The sequence below is a fragment of the Salinivibrio sp. VYel1 genome, from assembly GCF_009377945.1.
GTDB classification, from domain to species: domain Bacteria; phylum Pseudomonadota; class Gammaproteobacteria; order Enterobacterales; family Vibrionaceae; genus Salinivibrio; species Salinivibrio siamensis.
In genome coordinates this window covers 1-24,987 of the sequence record NZ_RSAM01000010.1, presented here as the reverse complement: position 1 = coordinate 24,987, position 24,987 = coordinate 1, and the positions used below count along the sequence as shown (strand labels likewise).

At 49.9% G+C, this 24,987-nt stretch carries 20 protein-coding genes and 1 pseudogene; 10 read left to right on the top strand and 11 right to left on the bottom strand.

Annotated features, from left to right (window positions below; translation table 11 throughout):
• The first annotated feature begins 3 nt into the window (after window positions 1–3).
• Window positions 4–1,224 carry a phosphopentomutase gene (locus tag EHW58_RS10625; protein WP_152796332.1) on the top strand — a complete coding sequence of 407 codons (1,221 nt, stop codon included), beginning with the start codon at window positions 4–6 and terminating at the stop codon, window positions 1,222–1,224.
• 110 nt (window positions 1,225–1,334) lie between these two features.
• Here the strand turns inward: EHW58_RS10625 and EHW58_RS10620 are convergent, their stop codons facing one another.
• Window positions 1,335–1,919 carry an AhpA/YtjB family protein gene (locus EHW58_RS10620; protein WP_077578328.1) on the bottom strand — a complete coding sequence of 195 codons (585 nt, stop codon included), beginning with the start codon at window positions 1,917–1,919 and terminating at the stop codon, window positions 1,335–1,337.
• A gap of 130 nt (window positions 1,920–2,049) precedes the next feature.
• On the opposite strand from EHW58_RS10620, the gene serB reads away from it, so the two are divergent.
• Entirely contained in the window at window positions 2,050–3,021 is a 972-nt protein-coding gene (gene serB, locus EHW58_RS10615; RefSeq protein ID WP_152796330.1) for a phosphoserine phosphatase, read from the top strand.
• Window positions 3,022–3,103: 82 nt separating this feature from the next.
• On the opposite strand, the gene EHW58_RS10610 is transcribed toward serB, so the two are convergent.
• Window positions 3,104–5,461, bottom strand: coding sequence for a PilZ domain-containing protein (locus EHW58_RS10610; protein ID WP_077606452.1), 2,358 nt, complete (start codon window positions 5,459–5,461; stop codon window positions 3,104–3,106).
• A gap of 123 nt (window positions 5,462–5,584) precedes the next feature.
• Between EHW58_RS10610 and radA the strand changes: the two genes are divergently transcribed.
• Window positions 5,585–6,961: a DNA repair protein RadA gene (gene radA / locus EHW58_RS10605; RefSeq protein ID WP_152796328.1), complete on the top strand. Its 1,377-nt coding sequence runs from the start codon at window positions 5,585–5,587 to the stop codon at window positions 6,959–6,961.
• 94 nt (window positions 6,962–7,055) lie between these two features.
• On the opposite strand, the gene EHW58_RS10600 is transcribed toward radA, so the two are convergent.
• From EHW58_RS10600 to ettA, 3 genes are all read right to left on the bottom strand, one after another.
• On the bottom strand, window positions 7,056–8,060 hold the full coding sequence (locus EHW58_RS10600; RefSeq protein ID WP_046075146.1) for a M23 family metallopeptidase: 1,005 nt from the start codon (window positions 8,058–8,060) through the stop codon (window positions 7,056–7,058).
• A 49-nt stretch (window positions 8,061–8,109) separates the two neighbouring features.
• The gene (locus EHW58_RS10595) at window positions 8,110–8,490 is read right to left on the bottom strand and encodes a PilZ domain-containing protein (protein ID WP_046075147.1); all 381 of its coding nucleotides are present in this window, start codon (window positions 8,488–8,490) and stop codon (window positions 8,110–8,112) included.
• A 233-nt stretch (window positions 8,491–8,723) separates the two neighbouring features.
• The gene (ettA, locus tag EHW58_RS10590) at window positions 8,724–10,391 is read right to left on the bottom strand and encodes an energy-dependent translational throttle protein EttA (RefSeq protein WP_077458796.1); all 1,668 of its coding nucleotides are present in this window, start codon (window positions 10,389–10,391) and stop codon (window positions 8,724–8,726) included.
• 225 nt (window positions 10,392–10,616) lie between these two features.
• Here ettA and sltY point away from each other — a divergent pair, with 225 nt between their 5' ends.
• Entirely contained in the window at window positions 10,617–12,623 is a 2,007-nt protein-coding gene (gene sltY, locus EHW58_RS10585) for a murein transglycosylase (protein WP_227986308.1), read from the top strand.
• 41 nt (window positions 12,624–12,664) lie between these two features.
• Window positions 12,665–12,985 (top strand): trp operon repressor, encoded by a 321-nt coding sequence (trpR, locus tag EHW58_RS10580; RefSeq protein WP_046075150.1) that lies wholly within the window; start codon window positions 12,665–12,667, stop codon window positions 12,983–12,985.
• A 57-nt stretch (window positions 12,986–13,042) separates the two neighbouring features.
• Here trpR and yjjX read toward each other — a convergent pair whose 3' ends face one another.
• A complete protein-coding gene (gene yjjX, locus EHW58_RS10575) occupies window positions 13,043–13,558 on the bottom strand; it encodes an inosine/xanthosine triphosphatase (RefSeq protein ID WP_046075152.1) in 516 nt (171 codons plus the stop codon).
• A complete protein-coding gene (locus tag EHW58_RS10570; RefSeq protein ID WP_152796326.1) occupies window positions 13,506–14,402 on the bottom strand; it encodes a sterol desaturase family protein in 897 nt (298 codons plus the stop codon). The genes yjjX and EHW58_RS10570 overlap by 53 nt, the downstream gene beginning before the upstream one ends.
• Window positions 14,403–14,568: 166 nt before the next feature.
• On the opposite strand from EHW58_RS10570, the gene eutB reads away from it, so the two are divergent.
• The 5 genes from eutB to EHW58_RS10545 all read left to right on the top strand — a co-directional run bounded on the left by eutB (window position 14,569) and on the right by EHW58_RS10545 (window position 20,620).
• Window positions 14,569–15,549, top strand: a complete 981-nt coding sequence (gene eutB, locus EHW58_RS10565) for a hydroxyectoine utilization dehydratase EutB (protein WP_077578333.1) — start codon at window positions 14,569–14,571, stop codon at window positions 15,547–15,549.
• 38 nt (window positions 15,550–15,587) lie between these two features.
• Window positions 15,588–16,535, top strand: coding sequence for a cyclodeaminase (locus EHW58_RS10560; RefSeq protein WP_152796324.1), 948 nt, complete (start codon window positions 15,588–15,590; stop codon window positions 16,533–16,535).
• Window positions 16,536–16,801: 266 nt separating this feature from the next.
• Window positions 16,802–18,709, top strand: a complete 1,908-nt coding sequence (locus tag EHW58_RS10555) for a S8 family serine peptidase (protein WP_227986307.1) — start codon at window positions 16,802–16,804, stop codon at window positions 18,707–18,709.
• A 13-nt stretch (window positions 18,710–18,722) separates the two neighbouring features.
• Complete coding sequence (locus EHW58_RS10550) at window positions 18,723–19,127, top strand: hypothetical protein (RefSeq protein ID WP_046075156.1); 405 nt, start codon at window positions 18,723–18,725, stop codon at window positions 19,125–19,127.
• Between the two features lie 248 nt (window positions 19,128–19,375).
• The gene (locus tag EHW58_RS10545) at window positions 19,376–20,620 is read left to right on the top strand and encodes a dicarboxylate/amino acid:cation symporter (RefSeq protein WP_152796322.1); all 1,245 of its coding nucleotides are present in this window, start codon (window positions 19,376–19,378) and stop codon (window positions 20,618–20,620) included.
• A gap of 61 nt (window positions 20,621–20,681) precedes the next feature.
• On the opposite strand, the gene EHW58_RS10540 is transcribed toward EHW58_RS10545, so the two are convergent.
• The 4 genes and pseudogenes from EHW58_RS10540 to EHW58_RS10525 form a co-directional block, all read right to left on the bottom strand.
• A complete protein-coding gene (locus tag EHW58_RS10540) occupies window positions 20,682–21,587 on the bottom strand; it encodes a hypothetical protein (protein WP_152796320.1) in 906 nt (301 codons plus the stop codon).
• 639 nt (window positions 21,588–22,226) lie between these two features.
• Window positions 22,227–22,337 (bottom strand): annotated as a pseudogene (locus tag EHW58_RS16040) (oxidoreductase); the annotation flags it as partial.
• Window positions 22,338–22,706: 369 nt separating this feature from the next.
• Window positions 22,707–23,405: an aspartate/glutamate racemase family protein gene (locus tag EHW58_RS10530; protein ID WP_152796316.1), complete on the bottom strand. Its 699-nt coding sequence runs from the start codon at window positions 23,403–23,405 to the stop codon at window positions 22,707–22,709.
• A gap of 73 nt (window positions 23,406–23,478) precedes the next feature.
• Window positions 23,479–24,318 carry an AraC family transcriptional regulator gene (locus EHW58_RS10525; protein WP_152796315.1) on the bottom strand — a complete coding sequence of 280 codons (840 nt, stop codon included), beginning with the start codon at window positions 24,316–24,318 and terminating at the stop codon, window positions 23,479–23,481.
• Between the last annotated feature and the right edge of the window lie 669 nt (window positions 24,319–24,987).

The following is a 24,987-nucleotide window of genomic DNA, read 5'->3' as shown; positions in this document are numbered from 1 at the left end:
ATCATGAAACGCGCAATTGTATTAGTTTTAGACTCATTTGGTATTGGCGCCACTGAAGACGCCGTCAAATTCGGTGACCAAGGTGCAAACACCTTGGGCCACATTGCTCAAGCGTGTGCGAAAGGCGAAGCGGATAATGCGGATCGTCAAGGCCCCTTGTCTTTGCCTAACATGACCAAGTTGGGCTTGGGTAAAGCGTGTGAAGAGTCGTCAGGTTACTTCCCAGAAGGCTTGGATTCACATGCAGAGATTATCGGTGCTTACGCACATGCTAAAGAGCTGTCTTCGGGTAAAGACACACCGTCTGGTCACTGGGAAATTGCCGGTGTGCCTGTCTTGTTTGAGTGGGGTTACTTCTCAGACTTGACGAACAGCTTCCCACAAGCGCTGCTTGATCGCATTGTTGAACGAGCGGGCGTACCTGGCTATCTCGGTAACTGCCATGCATCGGGCACGCAAGTGCTGGACGATCTGGGCGAAGAGCACATGAAAACGGGTAAGCCGATTTTCTATACCTCGGCGGACTCGGTGTTCCAAATCGCGTGCCATGAGGAAACCTACGGGCTAGATAACCTGTATGAGCTGTGCCAGATCGTGCGCGAAGAACTGGAAGACTATAACATCGGTCGCGTGATCGCCCGTCCTTTCATCGGGCCAGCAAAAGGTCAGTTTGAGCGTACCGGCAACCGCCGTGACTTGTCTGTCGAGCCACCTTCTCCTACCGTGCTACAAAAGCTGGTGGAAGAAAAAGGCGGTGATGTGATCTCGATTGGTAAGATTGCAGACATTTACGCGCATTGCGGTATCACCAAGAAAATCAAAGCCACAGGCTTAGAAGCGTTGTTTGATGCAACCAAAGACGCGATCAAAGGAGCAGGCAACAACAGCTTGGTTTTCACCAACTTTGTTGACTTTGACTCGGCGTACGGCCACCGCCGCAACGTTGCCGGTTATGCCGCGGCACTGGAGTACTTTGACCGTCGCTTACCCGAAATCATGGACATGCTTGAAGAAGACGATGTGTTATTGCTAACGGCTGACCATGGTTGCGATCCAACTTGGCCTGGTACTGATCACACCCGTGAGCATATCCCTGCATTGGTCTACGGCAAAAAAGTGCCAGCGGGCTCACTCGGTCGACGCGAAACGTTCGCGGATATTGGTCAGTCCTTGGCGGAATACTTTGATGTATCACCAATGGATTACGGGAAGTCGTTCCTGTAACGCGTTGACCACTTCCCTAGATAAAAAGAGATGGCGAACGGCCATCTCTTTTTTTATCTCGGTTTATTGCCCTGATCGCCGTGTCTTTGCCGCTTTACCAATTTGCCGTTTTACCAAGATAAACGCGCAGAACGACGAGTGAGTATTGCCATCAATAGCGCTCCCAATAGGAGTGCGAGGCCGATGAGGAAGCGAAATTCGGTCATGTTCGATTGCAGCTGCTTTTTGGCTTCATTGATAACGGAGTGATGCTCAACGGTGAGGCGGAGAAAACCGACAATGTCGCCATCACGGCTGATTGGTGTCATCAGTTGCTGTCGTCCTTGGCTTTCCAACCCCAGCGGAGTGGTCAACCCAACGGCTGTTTCCAACGGTAAGGCGTTGGTTGAGCGCACGACAGGGCTGCCGTTGAGCTGATAGAAACTGGCATCGCGAATTAACGGCTCGGTTGCCAGCTCATCAGCCATGGCTTGTAAAGGCTGGTAATTCTTATCCACTAAGGCATCATAGGCTTGCACACCCACTTGGCGGGTCATTAGCTGGGCTAATTGGTCCGTTTGCTGGTATAGCGCTTGGTACTGACGCTGGCTGAGTGTGGTGCTGTAAAGCATCAAAGCGGCAATAGTCCCCATGGTCATGAGCAAAAGACTCCACCAAGTCACCCGCCGTAGTGTTTTGCGCGAAATTGAAAACATACCTTCCTCAAAGCCAGATAAACAGAGTCAATTAGCACTGGAGCTTACTACGGTTTTTATGGTATCACAGCCTCATTGTGATTGATTCATTCACCAAGCTTGCTTGGAAACCGAAAGGAAAATATTGACCATGGATAAGGCCAAACCGTTGGCAATTCACCGTTCACCGCAACTCTACTGTCGCTTTCCTTCCATCACCACGCCGTTTTTCTCTCGCCACCGGCATGGCGGGTGGATTGTGTTTGCTAAAGCCATCGACCCCCGTCAGCTCGACGATATCCGTTTTTTTACCGGTGATGACGTTGAGGTCGTCGACGGCTGGCGTGTTGGGCCGTATGAGGTGTTATTGATCCGCGGTGAACTGACGGATGAACATCGTACCGTGATTGAGGCACTCGCGCTTGACTGCGCCGATTTACAGGCCCTGCCGGATTTAAGCAGACCTGGTTTGGCAGTGTTTGACATGGACTCCACCGCAATAGAGATAGAGTGTATTGATGAGATTGCGGCACTCGCTGGGGTTGGAGACGCGGTGTCTGCGGTCACCGAGCGTGCCATGTTGGGCGAACTTGATTTTGAGGCAAGCTTACGTCAACGCGTGGCGGCGTTGAAAGGCGCTGACGCGGCGATACTTGAGACAGTGAAAGCGCAGTTGCCGTTGATGCCAGAAATGGTGAGCTTAGTGGCCAGTTTAAAAGCCCACGGCTGGTATGTGGCGATTGCTTCTGGCGGTTTCACCCATTTTTCTGATCATCTTCAACAGCGATTAGGCTTGGATTATGCCGTGTCGAACCAGCTTGGATGCCGTGATGGTCAACTCACCGGCGAGGTAGACGGGACAGTGGTGGATGCGCAACGAAAAGCGGATGTGTTAACCATGTTGGCACAAAAGTACGATATCGCGCCAGAGAACACGTTGGCTGTAGGCGATGGCGCCAATGACTTGGCGATGATGGACGCTGCGGGTCTCGGCATTGCGTATCATGCTAAACCCAAAGTGAATGCGAAAGCGCAAGCTGCGGTCAAACATGCGTGGTTGGGGGGGGTGTTGTGCGTGCTCTCTGCCAGTATTCGAAATCGCATTAGTTGGCAGCCACGCTAATAGGGTAAAGGGTGTGGCACCCACTCGGTGCCATCCTCTCTTTGCTGTTGCCTCGGTCGATATCGTCGTATGTCGCCTGCGGTTATCGTCCCAGGCGCATTAGCACTTCATCGGTCACATCGACCAACTCACCGTAGGCACACAAGGCAACAAATTCGTCTTCTAGCTGGCGTGCTTTGTGGGTATCGCGTTTGAGTAACGTGGATAACTGGGTGGCATCAATATCTTGTTCAGCATGGGCTAGCGGTGTCATCCGATTGCGTAGCACCGCGAATGCGCCGCCTTTTTGCGCCAACTGGATGAACTTACGCCTTGCGTCGTCTGATTCAAATTCACTATCGGCAAAGGTATGGACGGCGCGCACCTTATCATCTTGCATGTCTATCCAGACAAAGTATTCGCGCACCAGCTCTTTAAGAGGCTGCGAGGGGCGAGTGACTTCATGAGTGCGGGTGAGAATCTTATCCCCGAACACCGGATAAAAAGACAGTTGGCGACCGCCGCCTGCGCGCTCGAGAAAGCGGTGCAAACGGCTGGGGGGCAGGTTGATACCCACTGCGGGCACCGAGAGTACACCGTTGTCGCGTCGAATAAAGTAGGGTTGTACGGTTAAGCGCGTAAGCAATAATTGGTGCATGGCCCAAACCAAGGGAGGGTCGGGTAAACGCTCATCCAGCACGGTCAGTTTGTCGAGGTTGTGTTCAATCAAGCGGCGAAGGTACTGGCGACGACGGGTGTTGGGCGCTTCAGTGGTAAGCTTGAGTTGGATATTGTCTCGTTTGGGACTCACTCGAATGACTTGATACGGCATATCGACGAGAGGCGCACGAGGGTCAATATTGACAAACGCATCGAGTGATACAGACACCAAGTCATCTTTCGCACCTTGAAAAGGCTGCGCCAGTTTCAGGTTCAACCCACCCGAGGAAAAATCGACCAGTTTTCCCTTCAGCGCTCCCTGTTCTGAATGCACCAGTGATACCTCAGAGCGATAGGCATAACGTGGTTCACGACGTTGTGGTTGACGGTCAGAAGAGATGAGCTGGGCAAGACAAACTGGATTACGTTGGTGCAAAAAGCGTCGCAAGGCTTGACTGGATAACGACGGTTTGGGGTGGGTTAAATAACTCTCCTTGCTTTCGGTATGAGTCACATCTTGCACCAACGCGACATGAGTCAGGGTTTTGAGCGTATTCAGCCAATCAGGCGACACATCTTGTAGCCGTTCAATGTCACCCGCGTTTATGGCTGACATGGTCACCTTAAACACCCGCCATGAATGGCGCTTGGCACCCAGTTGCCAGAACAGGTGGCGCTCATCTTCGCTCATTTCGCTGGGCGAAGCGGAATAGAAAAAACGCTGTTTGTTTTTCTCTACATAAAAGCAATATAACAATAGCTGGCTGGTTGACGCCCCTTCCACTTGCAGCAGTGACAAGCGCTGTGCATCGAAAATATGATTAATGACAGGTTGATTGCGGCTGTCGTGCCAGTAATCCCATAGCTCTCGATTTTGCCGCGTTTGTAATACGTACTCTAACTTGTCTTGCGCAAAGTAAAGCGGTAGCACGCTGGTGTGATGCAAGAAGGATTGTTCATAGCTTTGCAGCTTGAGAGTGAGTAGCTTGTCCTCCCCATCTTGTTTGCCACGAAAGTCGGGCGAGGCCATTTCTGCATCGAGGGCCTGCTTAATCGCGTCACTGCTGGTGTCAAGCCGTAAGCGTAGCCAAGCACTGCTGGTGGACTCTTTGTTTTGATCGACGCCAATAATGCGATAACTCAGCCCTTGTTCCAGATCGGGGTCTTGATACTTTTGCGCCAGTGCTGTGAACCGAACGATGACTTCAGCGCTAGGCGGGTAATCGAATGCCGCGGGGACACGTACTCGGCAGCCTGAGTTAGACAAGTCGCTGGTGACCCCATGTACCTCATAGCCGGTATTCAGTGTTATTAATACTTGGGTAGCAAAATGGATGCGGCTTTCACTACGCGCTAAATAACGTCCAAAGGTGAGTTTCTCGGGTAATAATGCCGCCTGGGCGCTATCACTGACTGGGCCTTTTCCTTGTTGCTGCGTCTGCTTTTCTTGTTCGTGTTTGACGCGAAAGTTATTAGGGGTATTGTGCAAATCTTCCCACAACCCTTGAGTCATTTGCCCGTTGTATAAAGGCAAACGCTCGTAATAGCGGTTAATCGCGACATCATCCAGCCAATGCTTGTTGCCGTTGAGCTCGTATTGATGACACTCACCATCCACTTTGCCACGCAGGTCGATGGTACGGTTGCATGGCGTCATCAAACGTCTGATCTCCATTTTGATCAGAAGTTTGGCAGAGCTTGGCTCGTTGGCGGTTAGCTTATCGAGCAGCACCTCAAATTTTGGGGTTTGGGACATCGGAAGCAGTTGCTCAATCAGTCCCTGGTAATCATCCTGCTTCATGGCAAAGTCTGGTAAAGTATTGTCCTTGTATATTAACGGCACGCGTCGGAAAAAGTGTCGGAATAATTAATAAGATAGCAATCATTTTGTGAATTAGCTGACATCATACGTCTTGGAGAGCGAATGGCAAAAACAAAACGAGCCTACGTATGTAACGACTGTGGCGCGGATTTTCCCCGTTGGCAAGGGCAGTGCTCAGCCTGTGGCGCGTGGAACACCATTACAGAAGTAAGACTGGCAGCATCGCCCCAGGTCGCGCGCAATGAAAAGTATGCCGGGTATGCAGGTAGCGCAGAAGGACAAGTACAAACCCTGCAGGATATCGATTTACAAGAAGTGCCACGCCTGAGCAGTGGTTTTAAAGAGCTGGATCGTGTGCTCGGCGGGGGGATCGTCCCTGGTGCCGCTATTCTGGTTGGTGGTAACCCAGGCGCGGGGAAAAGTACCTTGCTGTTGCAAACCATGGTCGGGCTCGCACACCATTTACCGACCTTGTACATCACAGGGGAAGAGTCATTACAGCAAGTGGCGATGCGCGCTGATCGGTTGGGGCTTGCCAAAGATCGCTTGAAGCTGTTGTCAGAAACGGGCGTAGAAACCATCTGCCAGGTGGCCAAAAAAGAACAACCGAAAATCATGGTGATTGACTCGATACAGGTGATGCATGTCGCGGATGTGCAATCCGCGCCCGGCAGCGTGTCGCAGGTGCGGGAGTCTGCCGCAGCCTTGACCCGTTATGCCAAGCAACACAATGTGGCGATTTTCATGGTGGGGCATGTGACGAAAGATGGCACACTGGCTGGCCCCAAGGTGCTGGAGCACTGTATTGATTGTTCGATTTTACTCGATGGCTCCAGTGATAGCCGTTTTCGTACGCTGCGCAGCCATAAAAACCGCTTTGGTGCGGTCAACGAACTTGGCGTGTTCGCGATGACAGGGCAGGGTTTAAAAGAGGTCAGTAATCCCTCCGCTATTTTCCTTTCACGTGGTGAGGAGCAAACTTCCGGTAGCTCGGTAATGGTGGTGTGGGAAGGCACTCGCCCTCTATTGGTAGAGTTACAAGCCTTGGTCGACTATTCACAATTGGCCAATCCACGCCGGGTGGCGGTGGGGCTAGAGCAAAACCGTCTTGCCTTACTTCTGGCCGTCTTACACAAACACGGCGGGCTGCAAATGTCTGACCAAGATGTGTTTGTGAATGTGGTTGGTGGGGTTAAAGTCACCGAAACCAGTGCCGATCTTGCCCTGCTGTTAGCGCTGATATCGAGCTTTAGGGATCGCCCGCTGCCGAGAGAGCTGGTGGTCTTTGGTGAAGTCGGTTTAGCCGGGGAGATCCGCCCTGTTCCAAGTGGACAAGAACGTCTGATGGAAGCGGCAAAACATGGCTTTAAAAAAGCAGTCGTGCCCAAAGCAAACTTGCCGAAACAGCGTATTGAAGGGATGACGGTTTATGGCGTTAGCAAACTCTCCGACGCCCTGGATGTGTTAGAAGACTTGTAGTCGAGCGCAAGTACCAATAGCGAAGTGGTGGGCGATGATACGGCCAGTTAACCGAAGAAAGGCGCTCGGTTTTATCATCGCGCGATGGCCTCCATTACATGGAGGCTTTCGTCGGTGTGGTTTGCACATCGGCCTCACGCTGCTGCGCGGTGCTCAGTGGCGGCTCAGCGTCTGGCATATTGGCGACTTGTACCTGAGTTTCGACCAAATTTTCCACCACCGCGACTAAATGTCCCCAACTGACGCGCTTCTCGTTTTCGAGCAAGGTATCAAACTGCTCGGCACTCCACTTAATAAACCGGCGCGGGTTAAGCGCCCGTCCTAAAAAACGCACTTCGTAATGCAAATGAGGGCCAGTGGATAAACCTGTGTTGCCTGACCAAGCAATCAAGTCCCCTTTTTTCACGAATTGCCCACTGCGTACGTTGAACTTATCAAGGTGGGCGTAGAGGGTCATAAAGCCAAAGGCATGGTCTATTTTTACAAAGTTGCCATAGCCTTTGCGACGGCTGGGTCTGACGTATTCCACCACGCCATCTGCGGGCGCATAAACCGGCGTACCAATGTCTGCGGTTAAGTCTAACCCCATATGGAATTTTTCTTTGCCAGTGACCGGATGCGTCCGTGAGCCATAACCGGAGGAGCGCCGATAACTCTGGATGGGTTTACCGTTGGGGATGAGCTGTAGCATGGTATAGCGCACGGCAGAATTGATCGCCGCCACATCAAGCCGATGGGTCAGCGAGGCATCTTTGGCGACCGATTGTAGCCCTAACATATCTTCTACCGTCACGACGCGTTGGGTGAGAGCGGTTAGCTCGACATCTTTGTTTTCGATGGTTTGTGACAGCTCATCGCGTTTTTGTTGCAGCATGGCCACTTCGTTATTCAATGCAGCACGCTCTTCACGTAAACGGTTAACGGCGGCTTCAGCTTCAGTAGAACGCTCGGAGAGTAAATAGAGGCTGGCGAAGGTCACGGTGAGAACGGCCAACAATACCAACGCCAACGTCTGCACTACCTTTTTGCGGGTAGGGCAAAGCGTATAATGCTTCACACCGTTTGGGTGTGAGATGGCGATGTGGATGTGATCTGTCATGACTGGTTACTGCTGGCCTGCGTTTGGTACCGCCCATGACTACACGGAACTAAGACTCGGGCTCCGTCATAGGGTCGGTCAACTGCGCTAGCTCGCGATGAAGGAGCTCATCGTTGCCAACGTTAAGTTCAACAAGCCTTTTTAAATGACTGGCACTATCAATGTCAATGTGATCAATATAAAGATGGAGGTAATTCTCGCAGTTATTGACGAGAATGCAGTCCATGTCTAATTCTACGTCAGAGTCATGCAGATAAAAGATCAGCGAAAACGTTGTCTGTTGTGGGTTGGCTTGCCAATTATCTGGGCGAGACAAAAGCACCCCTTTCAAAGAAAGGTCGAGTACATGTGCGTGCCACGACTGTTCATTTTGCTTGAGTATCGCGGGGGCACGATACATCACGCGGGAAAATTTTCTACGCTCTGGCATGATCGCATCTCCTCATTCCTTTGCTTAAAGTGTAGGCGATGCATGGCGGGCGACCTAATAATCTGTGTGGGCGTATCGATTCTGAAACATTTTTTGATGTCTTGGCGTTATTAAACGGATGGAATGCGGTTTGTGGGTGGGGAAGTTGGCCATATGACTGCGAGGGCGCGAGGCGCCTATTACATCGCCCCGAAAGAAAAAGGGCAGCGTTGGCTGCCCTCATGAGTGCGGCGTTACTTGGCAACGCGCTTGTATTTGATGCGGTGTGGCTCAGCCGCTTGTGCGCCCAGCGTTTTCTTCAACCAATCGGTGTATTCGGCAAAGTTACCTTCGAAGAAATTCACTTGGCCTTCATCACGATAGTCCAGAATGTGGGTGGCGATACGGTCAAGGAACCAGCGGTCGTGCGAGATAACCATCGCGCAGCCTGGGAACTCGAGCAGAGCTTCTTCCAAGGCGCGTAGGGTTTCAACGTCCAGATCGTTGGTTGGCTCATCGAGCAGCAGTACGTTTCCGCCTGCTTTCAATAGCTTGGCCAGGTGGACGCGGTTGCGTTCACCGCCGGACAAATCGCCGATACGTTTTTGTTGATCGCTTCCTTTGAAGTTAAAGCGAGAGACATAAGCACGCGCAGGCAACTCAAAGTTATTGATGCGAATAATATCGGCACCTTCCGAGATCTCATCGTAAACGGTTTTGTTGTCGTCCATACTGTCACGGAACTGATCCACCGAGGCCAATTGCACGGTGTCACCGACCTCTACTGTGCCCGCATCCGGTGTTTCGGTACCACTGAGCATTTTGAACAGTGTTGATTTACCCGCACCATTGGGGCCAACGATACCGACGATAGCGCCTTTCGGAACGCTAAACGACAGATCGTCAATCAAGACGCGATCACCAAACGACTTGGTTAGGTTGTTAACTTCAATGACTTTATCACCAAGGCGTGGGCCGGGTGGGATAAACAGCTCATTGGTCTCGTTACGGCGTTGGTAATCGGAGGTGTTAAGCTCTTCAAAGCGTGCCATACGCGCTTTTGATTTGGCTTGACGGCCTTTCGGGTTTTGACGTACCCACTCAAGCTCTTTCTCAATGGTTTTCTGGCGGGCTTTTTCTTGTGAGGCTTCTTGCTTCAAGCGGACATCTTTTTGCTCAAGCCACGATGAGTAGTTGCCTTCCCAAGGGATGCCTTCACCACGGTCAAGCTCAAGGATCCAACCAGCAGCGTTATCGAGGAAGTAGCGATCGTGCGTAATCGCCACAACCGTGCCGGTATAGTCGACCAAGAAACGCTCTAGCCATGCCACTGATTCGGCATCCAAGTGGTTGGTTGGCTCGTCGAGTAGCAGCATATCGGGCTTCTCGAGTAGCAAACGACAAATCGCCACACGGCGGCGCTCGCCCCCAGACAGGTTTTTGATTTGTGCATCCCACTCGGGCAGACGCAGGGCATCGGCCGCACGCTCTAACGCATTATCAAGGTTATGGCCATCTTTGGCTTGTATCAGTGCTTCAAGCTCACCTTGCTCTTGCGCCAAGGCGTCGAAGTCGGCGTCAGGATCGGCATAGGCCGCATAGACAGCGTCGAGACGCGTCAATGCATCCTTCACATCCGAGACCGCTTCTTCAACGGTTTCACGCACGGTTTTGTCTTCGTCTAGCGCAGGCTCTTGCGGGAGGTAGCCAATTTTAATGCCTGGTTGCACACGGGCTTCACCCTCAATCTCGGTATCGATACCGGCCATGATGCGCAATAGACTCGATTTACCGGCCCCGTTGAGGCCTAGTACCCCAATTTTGGCGCCTGGGAAGAAACACAAAGAAATATCTTTAAGAATTTGGCGCTTAGGTGGCACGATCTTGCTCACCCGCGACATGGTATATACGTACTCAGCCATTTCTGCTCACGCTAATTGTTGTGGTGTAAAAGACGCTATTCTAACGTTAACTTTGCCAAGTTTAACAGTGATTGTCATATTCGCTGGGTAATATAGCCCATGAGCGGCAAACCATTTGCTACAGAGCGAGGGAATTTGCTGATGGGATTGTTGTCTATTCGTTGTCACACATTTTGGATGTGAAACATTCGTCACGGTGTTAATTGATTAGGAGCGACCTTTAACATGGAACGATTCATCGCTTTGTCCGGGCCTTTGCGCAATGCATCTTACGCAGCGCGTCGTGGTGTCCGTGCCTTCTCCCGTTCACTGCTACCAGGACTTATTCTAGGGGCCGCTTTTTCTCCTTCTTTCACGCTGGCGTCGGCCAGTCCAGACAGTGGGCAAATGACGCCTGCACAGCGTCAATATGAGGCGGCCATTGATGCGATTGAGCGTGGTGAATTACGTCAATTTCGCCGCCTCAAAGCCAAGTTGCGTGATTATCCACTTTATCCATATTTAGATTATCGTGATTTTACTCGCAACCTTGCAGAAAAGTCGCATGACTCGGTGACCAACTTTATTCAGCGTTACACCACTATGCCGTTTGCTAATAGTTTGCGCGCCGATTACCTCACACTATTAGCAGATCGAAAAGATTGGGCAACCTTGGTCGCTTTCCAACCCGATGTGCCAAGGGGAGAGCGTTATCAATGTCAGTATTACTATGCTCACAGCCAATCTGGTAACCGTGCGTTGGCGCGCAGTGGTGCCAAGTCTCTGTACTTATCCGGTCAATCGGTCGACAGTGCATGTGACCCCTTGTTTGATTACCTCTCCGAGCAAAAGCAACTCACTGGCGATTTAATCTTGCAGCGGATGTTGCTGACCTTTGAAGGGCGCAATCGCAGTTTAATGCGTTACCTACAAGGACAACTTCCCGACACCCACCAAGCGACGGGAAAGCAAATCATTGATCTTTACGACAAGCCTGATCAAGTTGCTGACTTTTCCAAGCGAAGCAAAGTGACCCCCTTTAACCAAACGCTTACTCGTCTCGCGTTTGAGCGATTGGCGCGCAAAGACGAAGCACAAGCCATTCGTCATTTCCGCCGTACCGTAGAAGGGCAACATTTCGATAAGGATGAACGACAAGCCATTGCCGATTATCTTATTGGCCAACTGATGAATGACGATGAGCCTGCATTAGCTGCGTGGCGCGATCGTATGCTGAGACAAAGCGACGATGATGGTCTGCTCGAGCGACGGTTTCGCTTGGCGCTGGTGGAGGGTGATTGGCACGTATTGAATCAATGGCTTTCACTGCTCAGTGATGAGGCGAAACAGTCATTAAAATGGCGATATTGGCAGGCGCGAATTCAATTAGAGCTTGGCGACAGTCACGCGGCGAACCAGGCGTTTGAAACCATGTTGGGTGAGCGTAATTTTTACAGTGTGGCTGCCGCTCAGCACCTGGAAAAGCCGATTCATATCCCTTCGCGTACCGCCGTGTTGAAAGAGGCGGGACTGATGCCTGTCAATGATGTGCTGGCGCGAGTCGATGAGCTGATTGCGCTTGATAAAATCTACGCGGCTAAGCGCGAGTGGTATTATGTGTTGCAGCGCGCCAGTGATGAGCAAATTGCGCTACTGGCCGCCTATGCCAATAAACAGCATTGGTATCATCTCGCGGTACAAGCCACCATCGCTGGAAAAATGTGGGATCACTTGTCGTTGCGTTTTCCGCTTGCCCATCAGTGGTGGTTTGAATTTTTCAGTCGCGAGCGCGGGGTGGATAAAACCACATTGATGGCGCTATCGCGCCAAGAAAGCGCTTTTTTCACTCGTGCGGTCTCTCACGTGGGTGCAAGAGGATTAATGCAATTGATGCCGCGTACGGCACGTGAAACCTCTCGTCGATTAGGGTTTGATTATCAAGGGCCGGCCAGTCTTAGCGATCCTGGCGTGAATATTCGCTTGGGCAGTGGCTACTTGAAAATGATGCTTGATCGCTTCGATAGCAATCGCGTTCTCGCTTTTGCGGCATACAATGCCGGACCACATCGAGTGAGTCGTTGGCTGGCACGTTCGAAAGGGCACATGGATGCCATTGCCTTTATCGAGTCGATCCCGTTTTATGAAACGCGCCATTATGTGCAGAACGTGTTGATGTTCGATATTTACTATCGCCAACTTTTAGGTGAGCCCGTGCAATTTTTGCGAGCCCACGAGTTGGCACAGCGTTATTAATGTTACAATCGCGACCATCACGTAAAGAGCGAGAGGAACCCATGTCGCAATCGCCTGCATTTTCTGGTTGGCAAGATGTTATCGCGCTAGTGCGCCGTGCTGGACAAGATGATAATGATGATGCCTTGTTGACAGCGTTACTGACCCCCGATGAGCGAGATACCTTGGTGGCCCGGATTAATATCTTGCATGAGTTGTTAGAAGGAAGAATGAGTCAGCGCCAGTTGAGTCAATTGCTAGGCGTGGGGATCGCAACCGTGACACGCGGCTCTAATGAGTTAAAGCGGATGGATGACGAAACCAAAAACTGGCTGGCTGATTTATTGAAACGTGAAGCTGAACAGTCCACCTCATCGACCTAATCAACAAAGCCTTAAATAGACAAACAACGGCGCCACAGGGCGTCGTTGTTATTGGTGTTAGCGATACAAGTGTGGGTGCATAAACGGAATCAGCGCCATGATTAGCGCTTGATGGTAAACGCTTGAACGTGTAAGCCGATGCCCGGTGAGCATGCCAATGGCGCCCCCTTTTTGTTTTACATTTTCAGTGGCAAACATTCTGTCCATCACATCGCCAAGCTCTTCGCCTTGATGGAGAGCGTCTAACGCCTCTTGCGGCAGAGGCAGTGAGGCTGAGCACGCCTCGCCTTGCGTTGTCCCATCATCTATCACCATCCAAGCAAAGGTATGTTGGCCGTCTAAGCCGGCTTCTACTCCGACGTAAAAGTCTCCGTCATACTCCGCTTTGGCGTGACGAACGCGGTTACAGGCACCGGCATAGGTCTCTTGCGCGGTCATTGGTTGCTCTGCGACACCACTGGCAACGGAAACGCCCGTGAAGGTGAAAAGGGTATCGGGAAAAGCGTCACGAAAGGCAGCTTCAACGGCGGATAGTTTCGCGGGATTTTTGGATGTGACGATCACCTGGTTCATGCGCCCAGTGCTCCTTTTTATTCTGATAGGCGCGCTGCAGTATACGCCAACGGAGAGGTAAACGCAGCATTCCCCAAACACGACTAGCGTCCGTCGCTTGGCCGACTTCGTTTAGACCAATTCGCATGCCTTGATGCCCTTTACGTGGCTGTGGCACATAGCTATTAAACCAGCGATCCCAGCACGATAAATTAAAGCCGTAGTTAGCGTTACACTCATGAAACCGGGTGGAGTGATGCACGCGGTGCATATCTGGCGTGACGATAACGCGACGCAGCCAAGCGTCTAGACGCTTGGGGAGGCGCACATTACTGTGATTGAACATTGCCATCCCGCTGAGTAGCGTTTCAAACACGATCACGGCGACAACAGGTGCGCCAAGTAGCGCGACTAACACGCACTTAATGGCCATCGACAGCCAAATTTCCACCGTGTGAAAACGCGCGCCTGTGGTGACATCAATGTCCATATCGGCATGATGGACTAGGTGCAGCCGCCACAGCCATGGTACCTGGTGGAAGAGTTTGTGTTGGTACCAAATCGCCATATCCATCACAACTAATGTGGCCAGAACCGCGACCCATTCAGGGAACGAAAGCTGATTAAAAAAACCAAAACCCGAGGCGGCGGCAAGACTGGCCGCGCCCACCGCAGAAACCGGGGCGAGTACACGTAGCGTAAGAGTATTAAATACAGTCAATAAGATATTCCCTGACCAACGCTCTCGCCGCGTGCGAGTGAGCTTGCGCTTCGGCCACCGCCATTCGGCGACGAGCATTACCAACAGTACCAAGGCAAACAGGCTGAGCCTAAACCCGGCTTCGTGCGCTTCAATCCAATTCATAACCACTCCTCATTTATAGAGAGTTTACGCGATAAACCCTGCCAACGTTTAGCGCAAATGGTGAAAATAGAAGGTTGGATCCTGGGTGTCAGGCAACTAATCTGTTTACTAACAGTGCTGTATTTCTCCGTGCTGACTGACCAAGCAACGCGAACGAGGAGGGAGTGTGTCACCGAGCTTGCATGATGTATACCTTGCCCGCCAAGCGATACAAGCCGTGGCAGCGCGCACACCGCTTGTTTATTCCCCGATGCTGTCTCAGCGTTATCATGCCCAAATCTGGCTCAAGCTCGAAACAAGTCAGCCGACGGGCGCGTTTAAGTTACGAGGCGCGACCTATGCATTGAGTCGGTTGCCCAAGGCGCTGCGTGAGCGTGGTGTGATCACCTGCTCGACAGGCAACCATGGCCGTGCACTTGCCTATGCGGCCAAGCAGCTTGGGATCCCGGCGACCGTATGTCTCTCTTCGTTGGTGCCTGACAATAAAGTGGACGCTGTTAAAGCAATGGGCGCGCGAGTGTGGGTAGTGGGTCGCTCGCAGGATGAAGCCGAACAAGCCGCGCTTGAGGCCGTTTCGCGTGATGGTTTGTGCTATATCCCTCCCTTTGACCATCCCGATATTATTGCCGGCCAAGGGACCATTGGGCTTGAGATCCTCGAAGATGCGCCAGATGTTGATGTGATTGCTGCGGGCTTGTCGGGGGGCGGCTTGGTGGGAGGAATTGGCTTAGCGGCGCGTACCATCGCCCCACATATCGACCTGATTGGCATTTCCATTCGAGACGGGGCTGCAATGCATGAAAGCATCATAGCGGGGAAGCCAGTAGCTGTGCCTGAATCTGAATCGTTGGCAGATAGCCTCGGGGGAGGCATTGGCCTTAATAACCAATATACCTTTGCCCTGGTGCCCCAAGTGATGACGCAACATTATCAAGTGGATGAAGCGTATATCGCCCGTGCAATGATCGATATGTGGCAGTGCGAAAATAGGTGGGTAGAAGGTGCCGCGGTAGTGGGATTGGCCGCTGCGCGTCAACACCAGTTAGATTGGCAGGACAAGAAAGTGGTGATCGTGGTCAGTGGAAACAATGTGTCAACCGACACCCTAGCAGCGGTCACAGCATTAAGTGAGCAGGTGTGTCCTTAGCTCGTCGTTGAATCTTGATGCGTGTCAAAGGAGCCCGTATGCAGTTATATCACCGTCAGCAAATCGAATCTGTCGCCACGTTTAATCGGCACAGTCTCAGCGTGATTGAAAATGCGTTCAGTGCTTTAGGGCGTGGCGAGGTAACTATGCCACCAGTGTTAAGCATGGCCATTCACGAGCACAACGGCGAAGTTGATGTGAAAACCGCTCACATTCAAGGTGCTGAGCGGTTTGCGATTAAAGTCAGTCCCGGCTTTTTCGACAATCCGTCGATAGGTTTGCCGAGCCTCAATGGTTTAATGGTGGTTTTCTCGGCGTCTACCGGTGTAGTGGACGCCGTGCTGTTTGATGAAGGGTATCTCACGGATGTACGCACGGCACTCGCGGGGGCGTTAGGTGCCAAGTATTGCGCGCGTGATAATGCCAAAACGGTCACTGTATTAGGCGCGGGCACGCAAGCAAGGTTGCAAGTGGCCGCGCTGAAACTGGTTAGAGAAATAGACACGGTTCATGTTTGGGCGCGAGACAGTGCACAAGCAAAGCGGTATCAAGCGGAGGTTGAAGCTCAGCTGGGGGTGCGAGTGCTCCTCCACCAAGATGTGGCGCAGGCTTGTCAACAGGCCGATATTATTGTTACCACGACGCCGGCTAAACAGCCGATTTTGCATTGGCAAGATATTCCTCAGGGTGCCCATGTCACGGCAATGGGCTCGGATAGCGCAGAGAAGCGCGAGCTTGATCCTCATATTTTACACAATGCGGATTGGGTGCTGGTGGATAGACGTGCTCAGTCGGAGGTGCTGGGTGAGCTTAAAGGGCTGGCACTGTCACGATGTGTGGAAGAATTAGGAAACACAGTGGCATCGGGGCGTCCCATTGCGCGAAGTGATGCGGCGATCACCGTGTGCGATTTAACAGGGACAGGGGTACAGGATACCGCGATTGCAAATTATGTGGTCAGTGAATTGTGTAAGACGGAGGGGTGACCCATTGATTGATGCTGTCTTATAAAACAAAAAGGTATAACTTATTACATAATAAGTGTTTTCCACTTCACATTCCTTGCATGCCTATGTAACAAAGAGGTTAATTTTTGCAGGTTTTGTTCAACTAATCAGATCTTGTGCTCTAAAAATTAGGCATAAGATCACGTTTCTTGTAATAGCCTGTTTCTATTGAGGTTGTTTCTTTTTACTAATGATGGGTCTCTCATAATTGAGACACGTCTAGTTAGTGTAAAAAGGAATGATAAATGCACAAACACAGCTCTCTTGCGCTGATTATCGGCGCACTATTTCATACCTCAGGGGTATGGGCGATGGCCCAAGTGCCAGATCCTGTCGATCCTCCTACCGATCCAGACCCACAAGCTTGTGTCTCACTGGTTGGCAATAATAGCATCGATGGCAGCCGTACCAGTGAAGAGCGTTGCTTGCCCGGTGACGATCCCTTTACGGCCGAACAATGGCATTTGCTTAACCGTGGTCAAAATGCCTTTGCTCGCGAAGGAGGCCAACCTGGCAATGACCTCAACGTATGGTTAGCCCATCGTCAAGAAGTGCTTGGACAAAACGTTAACGTCGCCGTCGTCGATGATGGGTTAGAAATTGCGCATCCCGATCTGGCCGCTAACGTCCGCGCTGGAAAGTCCTATGACTTTGTAGAGCGTGATGATGATCCTACACCGGAGGGGTGGAGCAGTCGCAATACTGCCCATGGTACGTCGGTCGCGGGGATTATCGCGGCGGTTCGTGATAATGGTATTGGTGGGATGGGGGTTGCACCGCTTGCCAACCTGCAAGGCTATAACTATCTCGAATACCAAAGCCAGAATGCGTGGGAAATCAGCCATGGTCGCGAAGGCTATTCGGATGATGTCCGCGTATTCAACCAAAGCTATGGCGGCTCTGGTATCCGCAGTTATCCTTACAGTGATGATCCGATGAGCTATGATGGCCGTCAAAACGCCCAGTACAAAAAAATGAGCATGGAAGCCTTTGGCGGACTTGGCGCAGTTTTCATCAAATCAGCGGGAAATGGTTATAAGCGTACCTCATTTAATCGTGAGCGCTTCCGTCCAGCGGACGATAACCATGGGTTACCGTGGCAAAACAGCAACCAATCATCCAGCAATGCGAATTACTGGAACGTGACGGTGAGTGCGTTGAATGCCGATGGTGAGCGTTCATCCTATTCCTCAGTAGGCAGCAGCGTCTTCTTGACCGCGCCGGGTGGCGAGTATGGGACCGATAAACCGGCGCATATCACCACAGATTTGACCGGTTGTACCATGGGCTATAACCGCGACGATCGTATTCCTTATGAGTCACACGAACTACACGGTGGGACAGAGATAGACAACACCTGTGATTTCAACAGTGTGATGAATGGTACGTCTTCCGCCGCGCCAAATACCTCAGGGGCATTTGCGTTGATGATGTCAGCCTATCCAAATCTGTCGCAGCGCGATATTCGCCACCTATTGGCGACAACCGCGACACGCGTGGATGCAGACGATGCCGATGTTCTTTTAACCTATCAAACGGCACTTGGTGGCGAGCGCACGGTGACTGGCCTAGAAGGTTGGAAGCAAAATGCCGCGGGGCGTTGGTATAGCCCAACCTATGGATTTGGTTTGATTGATGTTAATGCGGCACTCGAAGCCGCGAAGACATATCAGCCACTTCCTGCACAAGTGTTCACCGATTGGGCGTGGTCTTATCACAACCAAGAGGGTGAAACTGGACTCGCGATTGCAGATGCTGGGGCGGTGGCGACAGCAGACAGTGTGCAAGTCGCTGATAACCTCACTATCGAGGCGGTACAAGTGCGGACTTCGATCGAACACAGCCGTATGTCTGATCTGCTCATCGAGTTAGAGTCGCCCGCAGGGACTCGGAGTGTATTGATGTCTCCACGCAATAGCATGCTATCGAATACGCTAGATAGCACCTACCCAGAAGGCTTTACTGACCACTTGATGCTCAGCCATAAGTTCAATGGTGAAGTATCGCAAGGGCAATGGACACTCTACGTCACAGATACAGACGGCAAGACGCGTCAATACAGCCTAGGGGGTGAGGTGAAGTCGATGGCGAATAACAGCGTGAATGGTAAATTGACGCAATGGTCACTGCGTGTCATTGGTCACCGTGGTTAATAGGAGACGAAGTATGAAAAAATTAATGATAGCCCTCGCCGTCATGGGTATCAGCCTTGGTGTAAGCGCAGGCACGGTACAGCTAAATGGCAAAGATTATGTGGTCGTCGAAACCGACAGCAACGCGCGTAATATGAGTGGCGAGCAAATGGGTGTCATGGTCGGTGATAAAGTCGCTGTATCGGCACAAAGCACACCATTAACGGTCACTGGCTCGATTTTGGTCAAAGTCAGTGAGGCAAGCGCCAGCCAGCTCGCACAAAAATACGGCCTCGACTTTGTCAGTTACCTTGATGGCGTGGCGTTGCTGGAAGCGACCCCAGGCACCAATGTTGCTGAGTTAGAAAAAGCGTTGAACCAAGAGTTAGAGACCCCTGTTAACCTTGAGCTCAATCCGCAAAATCAGCGTCCCCAATAAGCAAAAATAGTGCTTATCAACAAGCCCGTCTTTTTAGGCGGGCTTTTTATCATTGTCTGTCCCCATTTTGTAGCGAAAAGTGTGGCCAAATTTTCCAACCAACCATTTTGTTACTAGATATTCCAGATTGTTCATAGTTTTTACATGAGCCCCGTCTAACAGCTTGGTATGCTTTATCGCTTCTTAGCGCCAAAAAAATAGACAAATCATCATTATGCAGCTGTGACGCTGTGATTAGGGAAAAGACAATGTGGAAAACCATTAGACATTCTTTGCCATTGCAAATTGCAGTGGCGGCCGCACTAGCTTGGCTGGTGGGCACGGTATTCGGCCCCATTGAAAACGCAGAGCAGACCACTTGGTATCCACTGCTTATGCTCGCCAAGGTCAGTTATATCGGTCTACTCAAAGCCGTGGTCGGTGTGATGGTATTGCTCTCGCTACTGGAAGGGATCAGTAATATTGGCAATGTGGTTCGCCTTAAGCGCTTAGGTGGTGCAACACTTTTGTTTTACGGTTTTACCACCACCATTGCGATCACCATTGGTCTTGGCGCAGCGCTGATGATGCCCGAATGGCAACCGCTCACCAATGCACCGCCCGTGGATGAGAGCATTAGCTTTATCAACCAAGAGGCCGCGGGTGCCGGAGCCATTGCCACCAAACTTATCAATATGGCGTTGGTGAACCCGTTTGCCGCGGTGACTCAGGGTAACCTTTTGGCAATTGTAGTGTTCACCATTTTGTTCGGCATTTCGCTGATTGTCGCGCTGCCAGAGTCGCACCCACTATTCGAGACCATTCGCGGGCTGAATAAAGGCATTAACACTATGGTGGCAGGGATTATCAAGCTGGCGCCGTTTGCGGTGTTTGCAATTGTTTTCCAATTCTCCCATCAAGGGGATAACGATCTATTTGGCCAGTTATTCAGTTTCGCCGCCCTGGTGTTTGGACTCACGATGGTCCATGCAGTGATCGTGTTGCCGCTTATTGCACGCGTTGCTGGCGGCATTGGCTTTGTGAGCCTGTTTCGCGCCATTTCTGCACCGCTGGCGATGGCGTTTGCCACCTCATCCAGTGCTGCGACACTGCCCGTTTCGATGCAGGCTGCCAAAGACGAGCTCAAGGTCACTCCGTCGACCGCGAGCATGGTCTTGCCGTTGGGCGCGGTGATGAATATGGATGGCACAGCGTTATTTGAAGGCATTGCTGCAGTGTTCTTGGCACAACTGTTCGGGATTGATCTGTCAACAACCGGCATTGTGATGATCTTCATTATGGCGATGGTTTCGTCGGTAGGCGCGCCGGGCATGCCGTCAGGCTCGATGTCGGGTATGCAGTTGGTGTTGCTGGCTGCGGGGATCCCACTGGAAGCCATTGCTATTTTGCTGATCATTGAGCGCCCACTCGACACCTTCCGTACTGCGGTCAATGTACAAGGCGATTTGATAGGTGCCACGGTGATTGATAAGTGGCAAAAGCGTGTGAGTTAATCTTGCGGTTGTGTAAACACTGCAGGCAAAAGGCAGTGAATTTGCCTGCAGTGTATAGCGTTTACTTGATGGTGAAGCCTAAATAAGCTTCGAACTCATTATTGTCAAACGCGTTACGATCTTTAGCTGTACCTTTGGCATCCGTATAATTCCAACTTAATACCTCATAGGTTACCCCAGCATGCCAAGAGAAGTTATCATTAACTTGCTTTTTAAACTCGAGCTGAGGTTGGATGTGTACATCTGCCGTCGTTAGGTCTCTTTCTGGGAGATGATCGGCGTAAAGCATCGTCTCAACATTAAATGACACGTTGTCGGCAAGAGGAAGAGAGTAAGTCAAATAATCCTCGGTGCCAATTTGATATTGATATTCGTCGGCAGGATCGTGGTAATAGTTGAAGTTATACCAAGCGAGTTCGAGGTTCCAGTGCTCAGACAGATCGCCGAATAGGTAAAAGTTGGTTTCAAAACCACTTTTATTTTTCAAACTCTCATCATTATTATTGCCAAGCTGTGCCCATAATTCGATGCCGAATGAAAAATCTTTTCCACCAAGAATAATATCTTTACTAAAATAAGGCTGAAGGACATATTTCTTTGTATCCGAAGAGTCAGAGCCATTGCTGGCTTGCCATGATGCATCATAATAAAAAATGTAGTTCATTAATGCGTCAAAACTTCCCAGGGGGCTTATCCCTTGCGCAACGGCAAACTTTGTATCCCAACCCTCTTTCCTTGCTTCTCCTTCATTTTTAATGAAGTCTTTGTCGACATCAAAGAGAAAGCTGTAATCGTCGCTGAGTTTATAAGACCCTTTACCAATAGTGACTTCGGTTTTAGTGAGGCCTTTTTCATAATCATTAATCTTGACTTCACTAGTCAGTGAACCGAGCTCTCCAGCAAAGCTGGTGGCACTGGTAAGCGTGATTGCAGCGGCAACCGCTGTTTTTTGGATAGTATTACTCACTTTAAAGTATCCCTTCTTTAAAAAAACATCTGAGTACTGTCGCGTTTTAATTATTCCTCGTGTACGCATTACGCCATTGAACATAACGATATACGTATCGGCTTTTTATCCGATAAAAAACACTTAGCGACAGTCTATTCCTTGACGTTCGCTTATGTATTAGCGATATAAGCGTCATCCACTCGTATCGAGTGAATGTGGATTTATGCTAGCAATGCGTCAGTAACATGACAATGGTGTTAATAATGAGTTAAGTGTCAATTAGTATTTTTGCTCTATTTTTTATGCTGGAAGTCGCACCAATCACCATTCAGGTTCTGTTCAGCTCGAACAAACAACCAATAGAAGGGGTAAAAAAAGTACTAATTCCTATGTAAGTGAGTTTTAGTAATCGATTACTCGATAAGTGCTCTTTTTAGTAGTGACAAGCATCGTTTGTGAATTTTTATTCATTTATAGCAATAAAGAGAGTAGGCGGGTCTCTTTATAGTTAGGAGTTATATAAAAATGGGAAGCATAATTACCCAGGGATTAATCAGGCCATAGTGGAAGCAGGCTGAAGAGTAAGAGTGGTGATATTGTGTAATTATCACTTCACGCGGATGAGGAGGGAGCCAAGAATTTGCTGCCTACGGTATCCATGGCACCTGCCCCGTCGCTCGCACCGGTAACAAGTATCGTCCCGTCTATCGGTTGGGCATCAAGTAAGGCTTGGACACAGAGCATGGCGGTTAAGCCAGTGTTACTAACATCATGACTTGCTTGAGAGTAACGACGTACCACTTTCCCAGTTTGTATCACAGGTATGTAGCTCACTGGCATACAAAGCGCTTAACGCTCAAGCTATAAAATTAAAAAAGGCCGGTAAATCAGAGATTTACCGGCCTTTTCCAAACGTTTGGGCTGGCGTAACTTGAATCAGAGTGGTAAGTTTATGTATTAATTGGATTTTTATGGTTTGACTTTGGCGTGGTGTACCATTGGGTGTATCTAAAGTACGGACTGTATCAAGAGTCCACAATGAGACACCCAATCAATGTATGTCTAGTCTATAACAGATTACTGTCGAGGAGTGACTTCTACTTGTCTGTGCTGTTTACTGGGTACGACTTCTTGTCGTTAATCCTCTCCAAGAGATCTTAGTACGGCAGAGTTCGCATGGATTGCTGTGGTATCAAACAGTGGCACATTAGTGTGCTTTTGCTGAACAAGTAGCGCAATTTCCGTGCAACCTAGGATCACCGCCTCCGCCCCTTCATGCTTCAGTTTATCTATTACCTTCAGGTAAGCATCACGAGATTGCTCAGTAATGATACCTTGACACAGCTCTTCGTAGATAATGTTGTGGACCGTGTTTTTATCTTCGCTACTTGGAACGACAACGCTTATCCCATACTTATCTGTAATTCGTTTTTTATAAAAATCTTGCTCCATCGTGAATCGTGTCCCGAGGAGACCAACTTTTCTGATGCCATCCAGGATGAGCGTTTCAGCTGTTGCATCAGCAATGTGCAGAATGGGAATACTGATGCGCGACTCAATCTGAGGTGCCACTTTATGCATGGTGTTGGTACATATCAGGAGAAAGTCAGCACCGCCAGTTTCAATCGATACTGCCGCATCTGATAGTATCTGAGCGGTTTTATCCCATAGTCCCTTGTGTTGGAGTTCCTCTATTTCAGCGAAATTAACGCTATACATACAAATCTTGGCCGAGTTCAAGCCACCCAAGCGTTCTTTGATGCCATGATTTATCGCTGTATAGTAGCTTACAGTCGATTCCCAGCTCATACCGCCAAGCAATCCTATCGTTTTCATCTTAGATCCTCACGTTGTCTCTATAATGATCAAAACTACAAGCGTCAGGTGGTAAGAGATAGTACGTTTTTGACTATCTGAGAAAGTGCCTTGCGTATTGACTCGGGGTTACACCGATGACTCGTTTAAAGTGCTTAGTAAAATGGCTTTGGTCGTGAAATCCGCAGAGGTTTGAGACGTCCGCCAGTTGGTATCCTTGTCGTATCAACTTCTCGGCATACCGGATACGTGCTTGTAGTTGATATGCATGTGGTGGAAGACCAAATTCCTTATTGAAGGCACGCACTAGATAATAAGGATTAAGGGAAACCATTTGGGCAAGGTCACTTAGAGAGATGTTGGTACTAGGAGAGTCGTCTAGAAAGTGCTTTACCATGCTTACTTTCTTAGTTGCCTTCTTCTCAACAGGGAGTTCGACCCTCCTTTTACCATGACTTCTCATCAAACGAGTGAGTAGCGCGTAGAGGAGCGACTCTCTTAACAACTTGTTTTCCGATCGCTCTAAGACAGAGAATACGTACCGGAACTGTTTAGCCAGTGCTGCATCATGCACTACTGCATCAGGAAAGTAGGGCGTATAGGTGTCAGTTCCGACGAGCTCATGGCTTAACCGTTCAAAGTGCTCTGGTAAAGGATATAGCGCTTTGTAGGCCCAGCCATCGTCGGTGTTGGCTTGGCCATTATGAATATCATCCGCGTTGATTAAAATGATACTCCCAGCAGGTGCAAGATTATTACTGCCGCTTCTAAGGAACTTTTGGGTACCTCGTTCGATAACGCCAAAGGTGTAACCCTCATGGCTGTGTCGAGAAAAACATTGCCTATGGTAACTCGCGTCAAGAATACCTATACCGCCAAGTTCCTGATGGTAAAGATAGTTTGCTGATTCTTTACAAGCACCAAGCTTTTTCATTTCGCCGCCTAGGCCTCCATGTGTAGAGCATTATAAGCTAATCCTATACGTTCCCCTCGAGCCTGTATTGTACAAAATTGACTTAGACTAAAAGCGCTCAAAAATAAGAAATTGAATTTAATGATAAATTTACAGTGGAAGAGTCATATACTCACAACATTTAAGGTAATGCTTGTAAGACATAGTGCCAGGTAGTGATACCAGCTTTGTGTACTCAAAGACACGGCTGTCTCTTGTCAAGTTGATGTGCAGGAGGTAAGCAGATAGCAGATCTACATTTTATTAACGACTAGTGATAGCCATAAATAATGTTCAATGCTTATACGCTACCTTCAGCGAAAACCCTATAAACGCTCCGTCCAGAATCTTCAAAAACAGTCGCGCATCGATGTTATGACGATAGTATAGGACTCGTTATTCCTTTAAGGAATGCCCATAACTCTTTTATAACCAAAGGTAATATGTTTTATAACCTAGCTATAGAGATGGTGCGGAATGGCGAACCAAAAAAGCAAAGGAGCTTCTCAACGAAGTCTTATGAGGGGCGTTGTTTCCTAAATCATTGAACTTATCATCCGAGCTGCGATCAGATCATCAAAGCCTCAAACAGGTCACCGATGATGAGCAACGCCAAGTACAAAATCAGCAATTGGAAGCAATACAATCAAG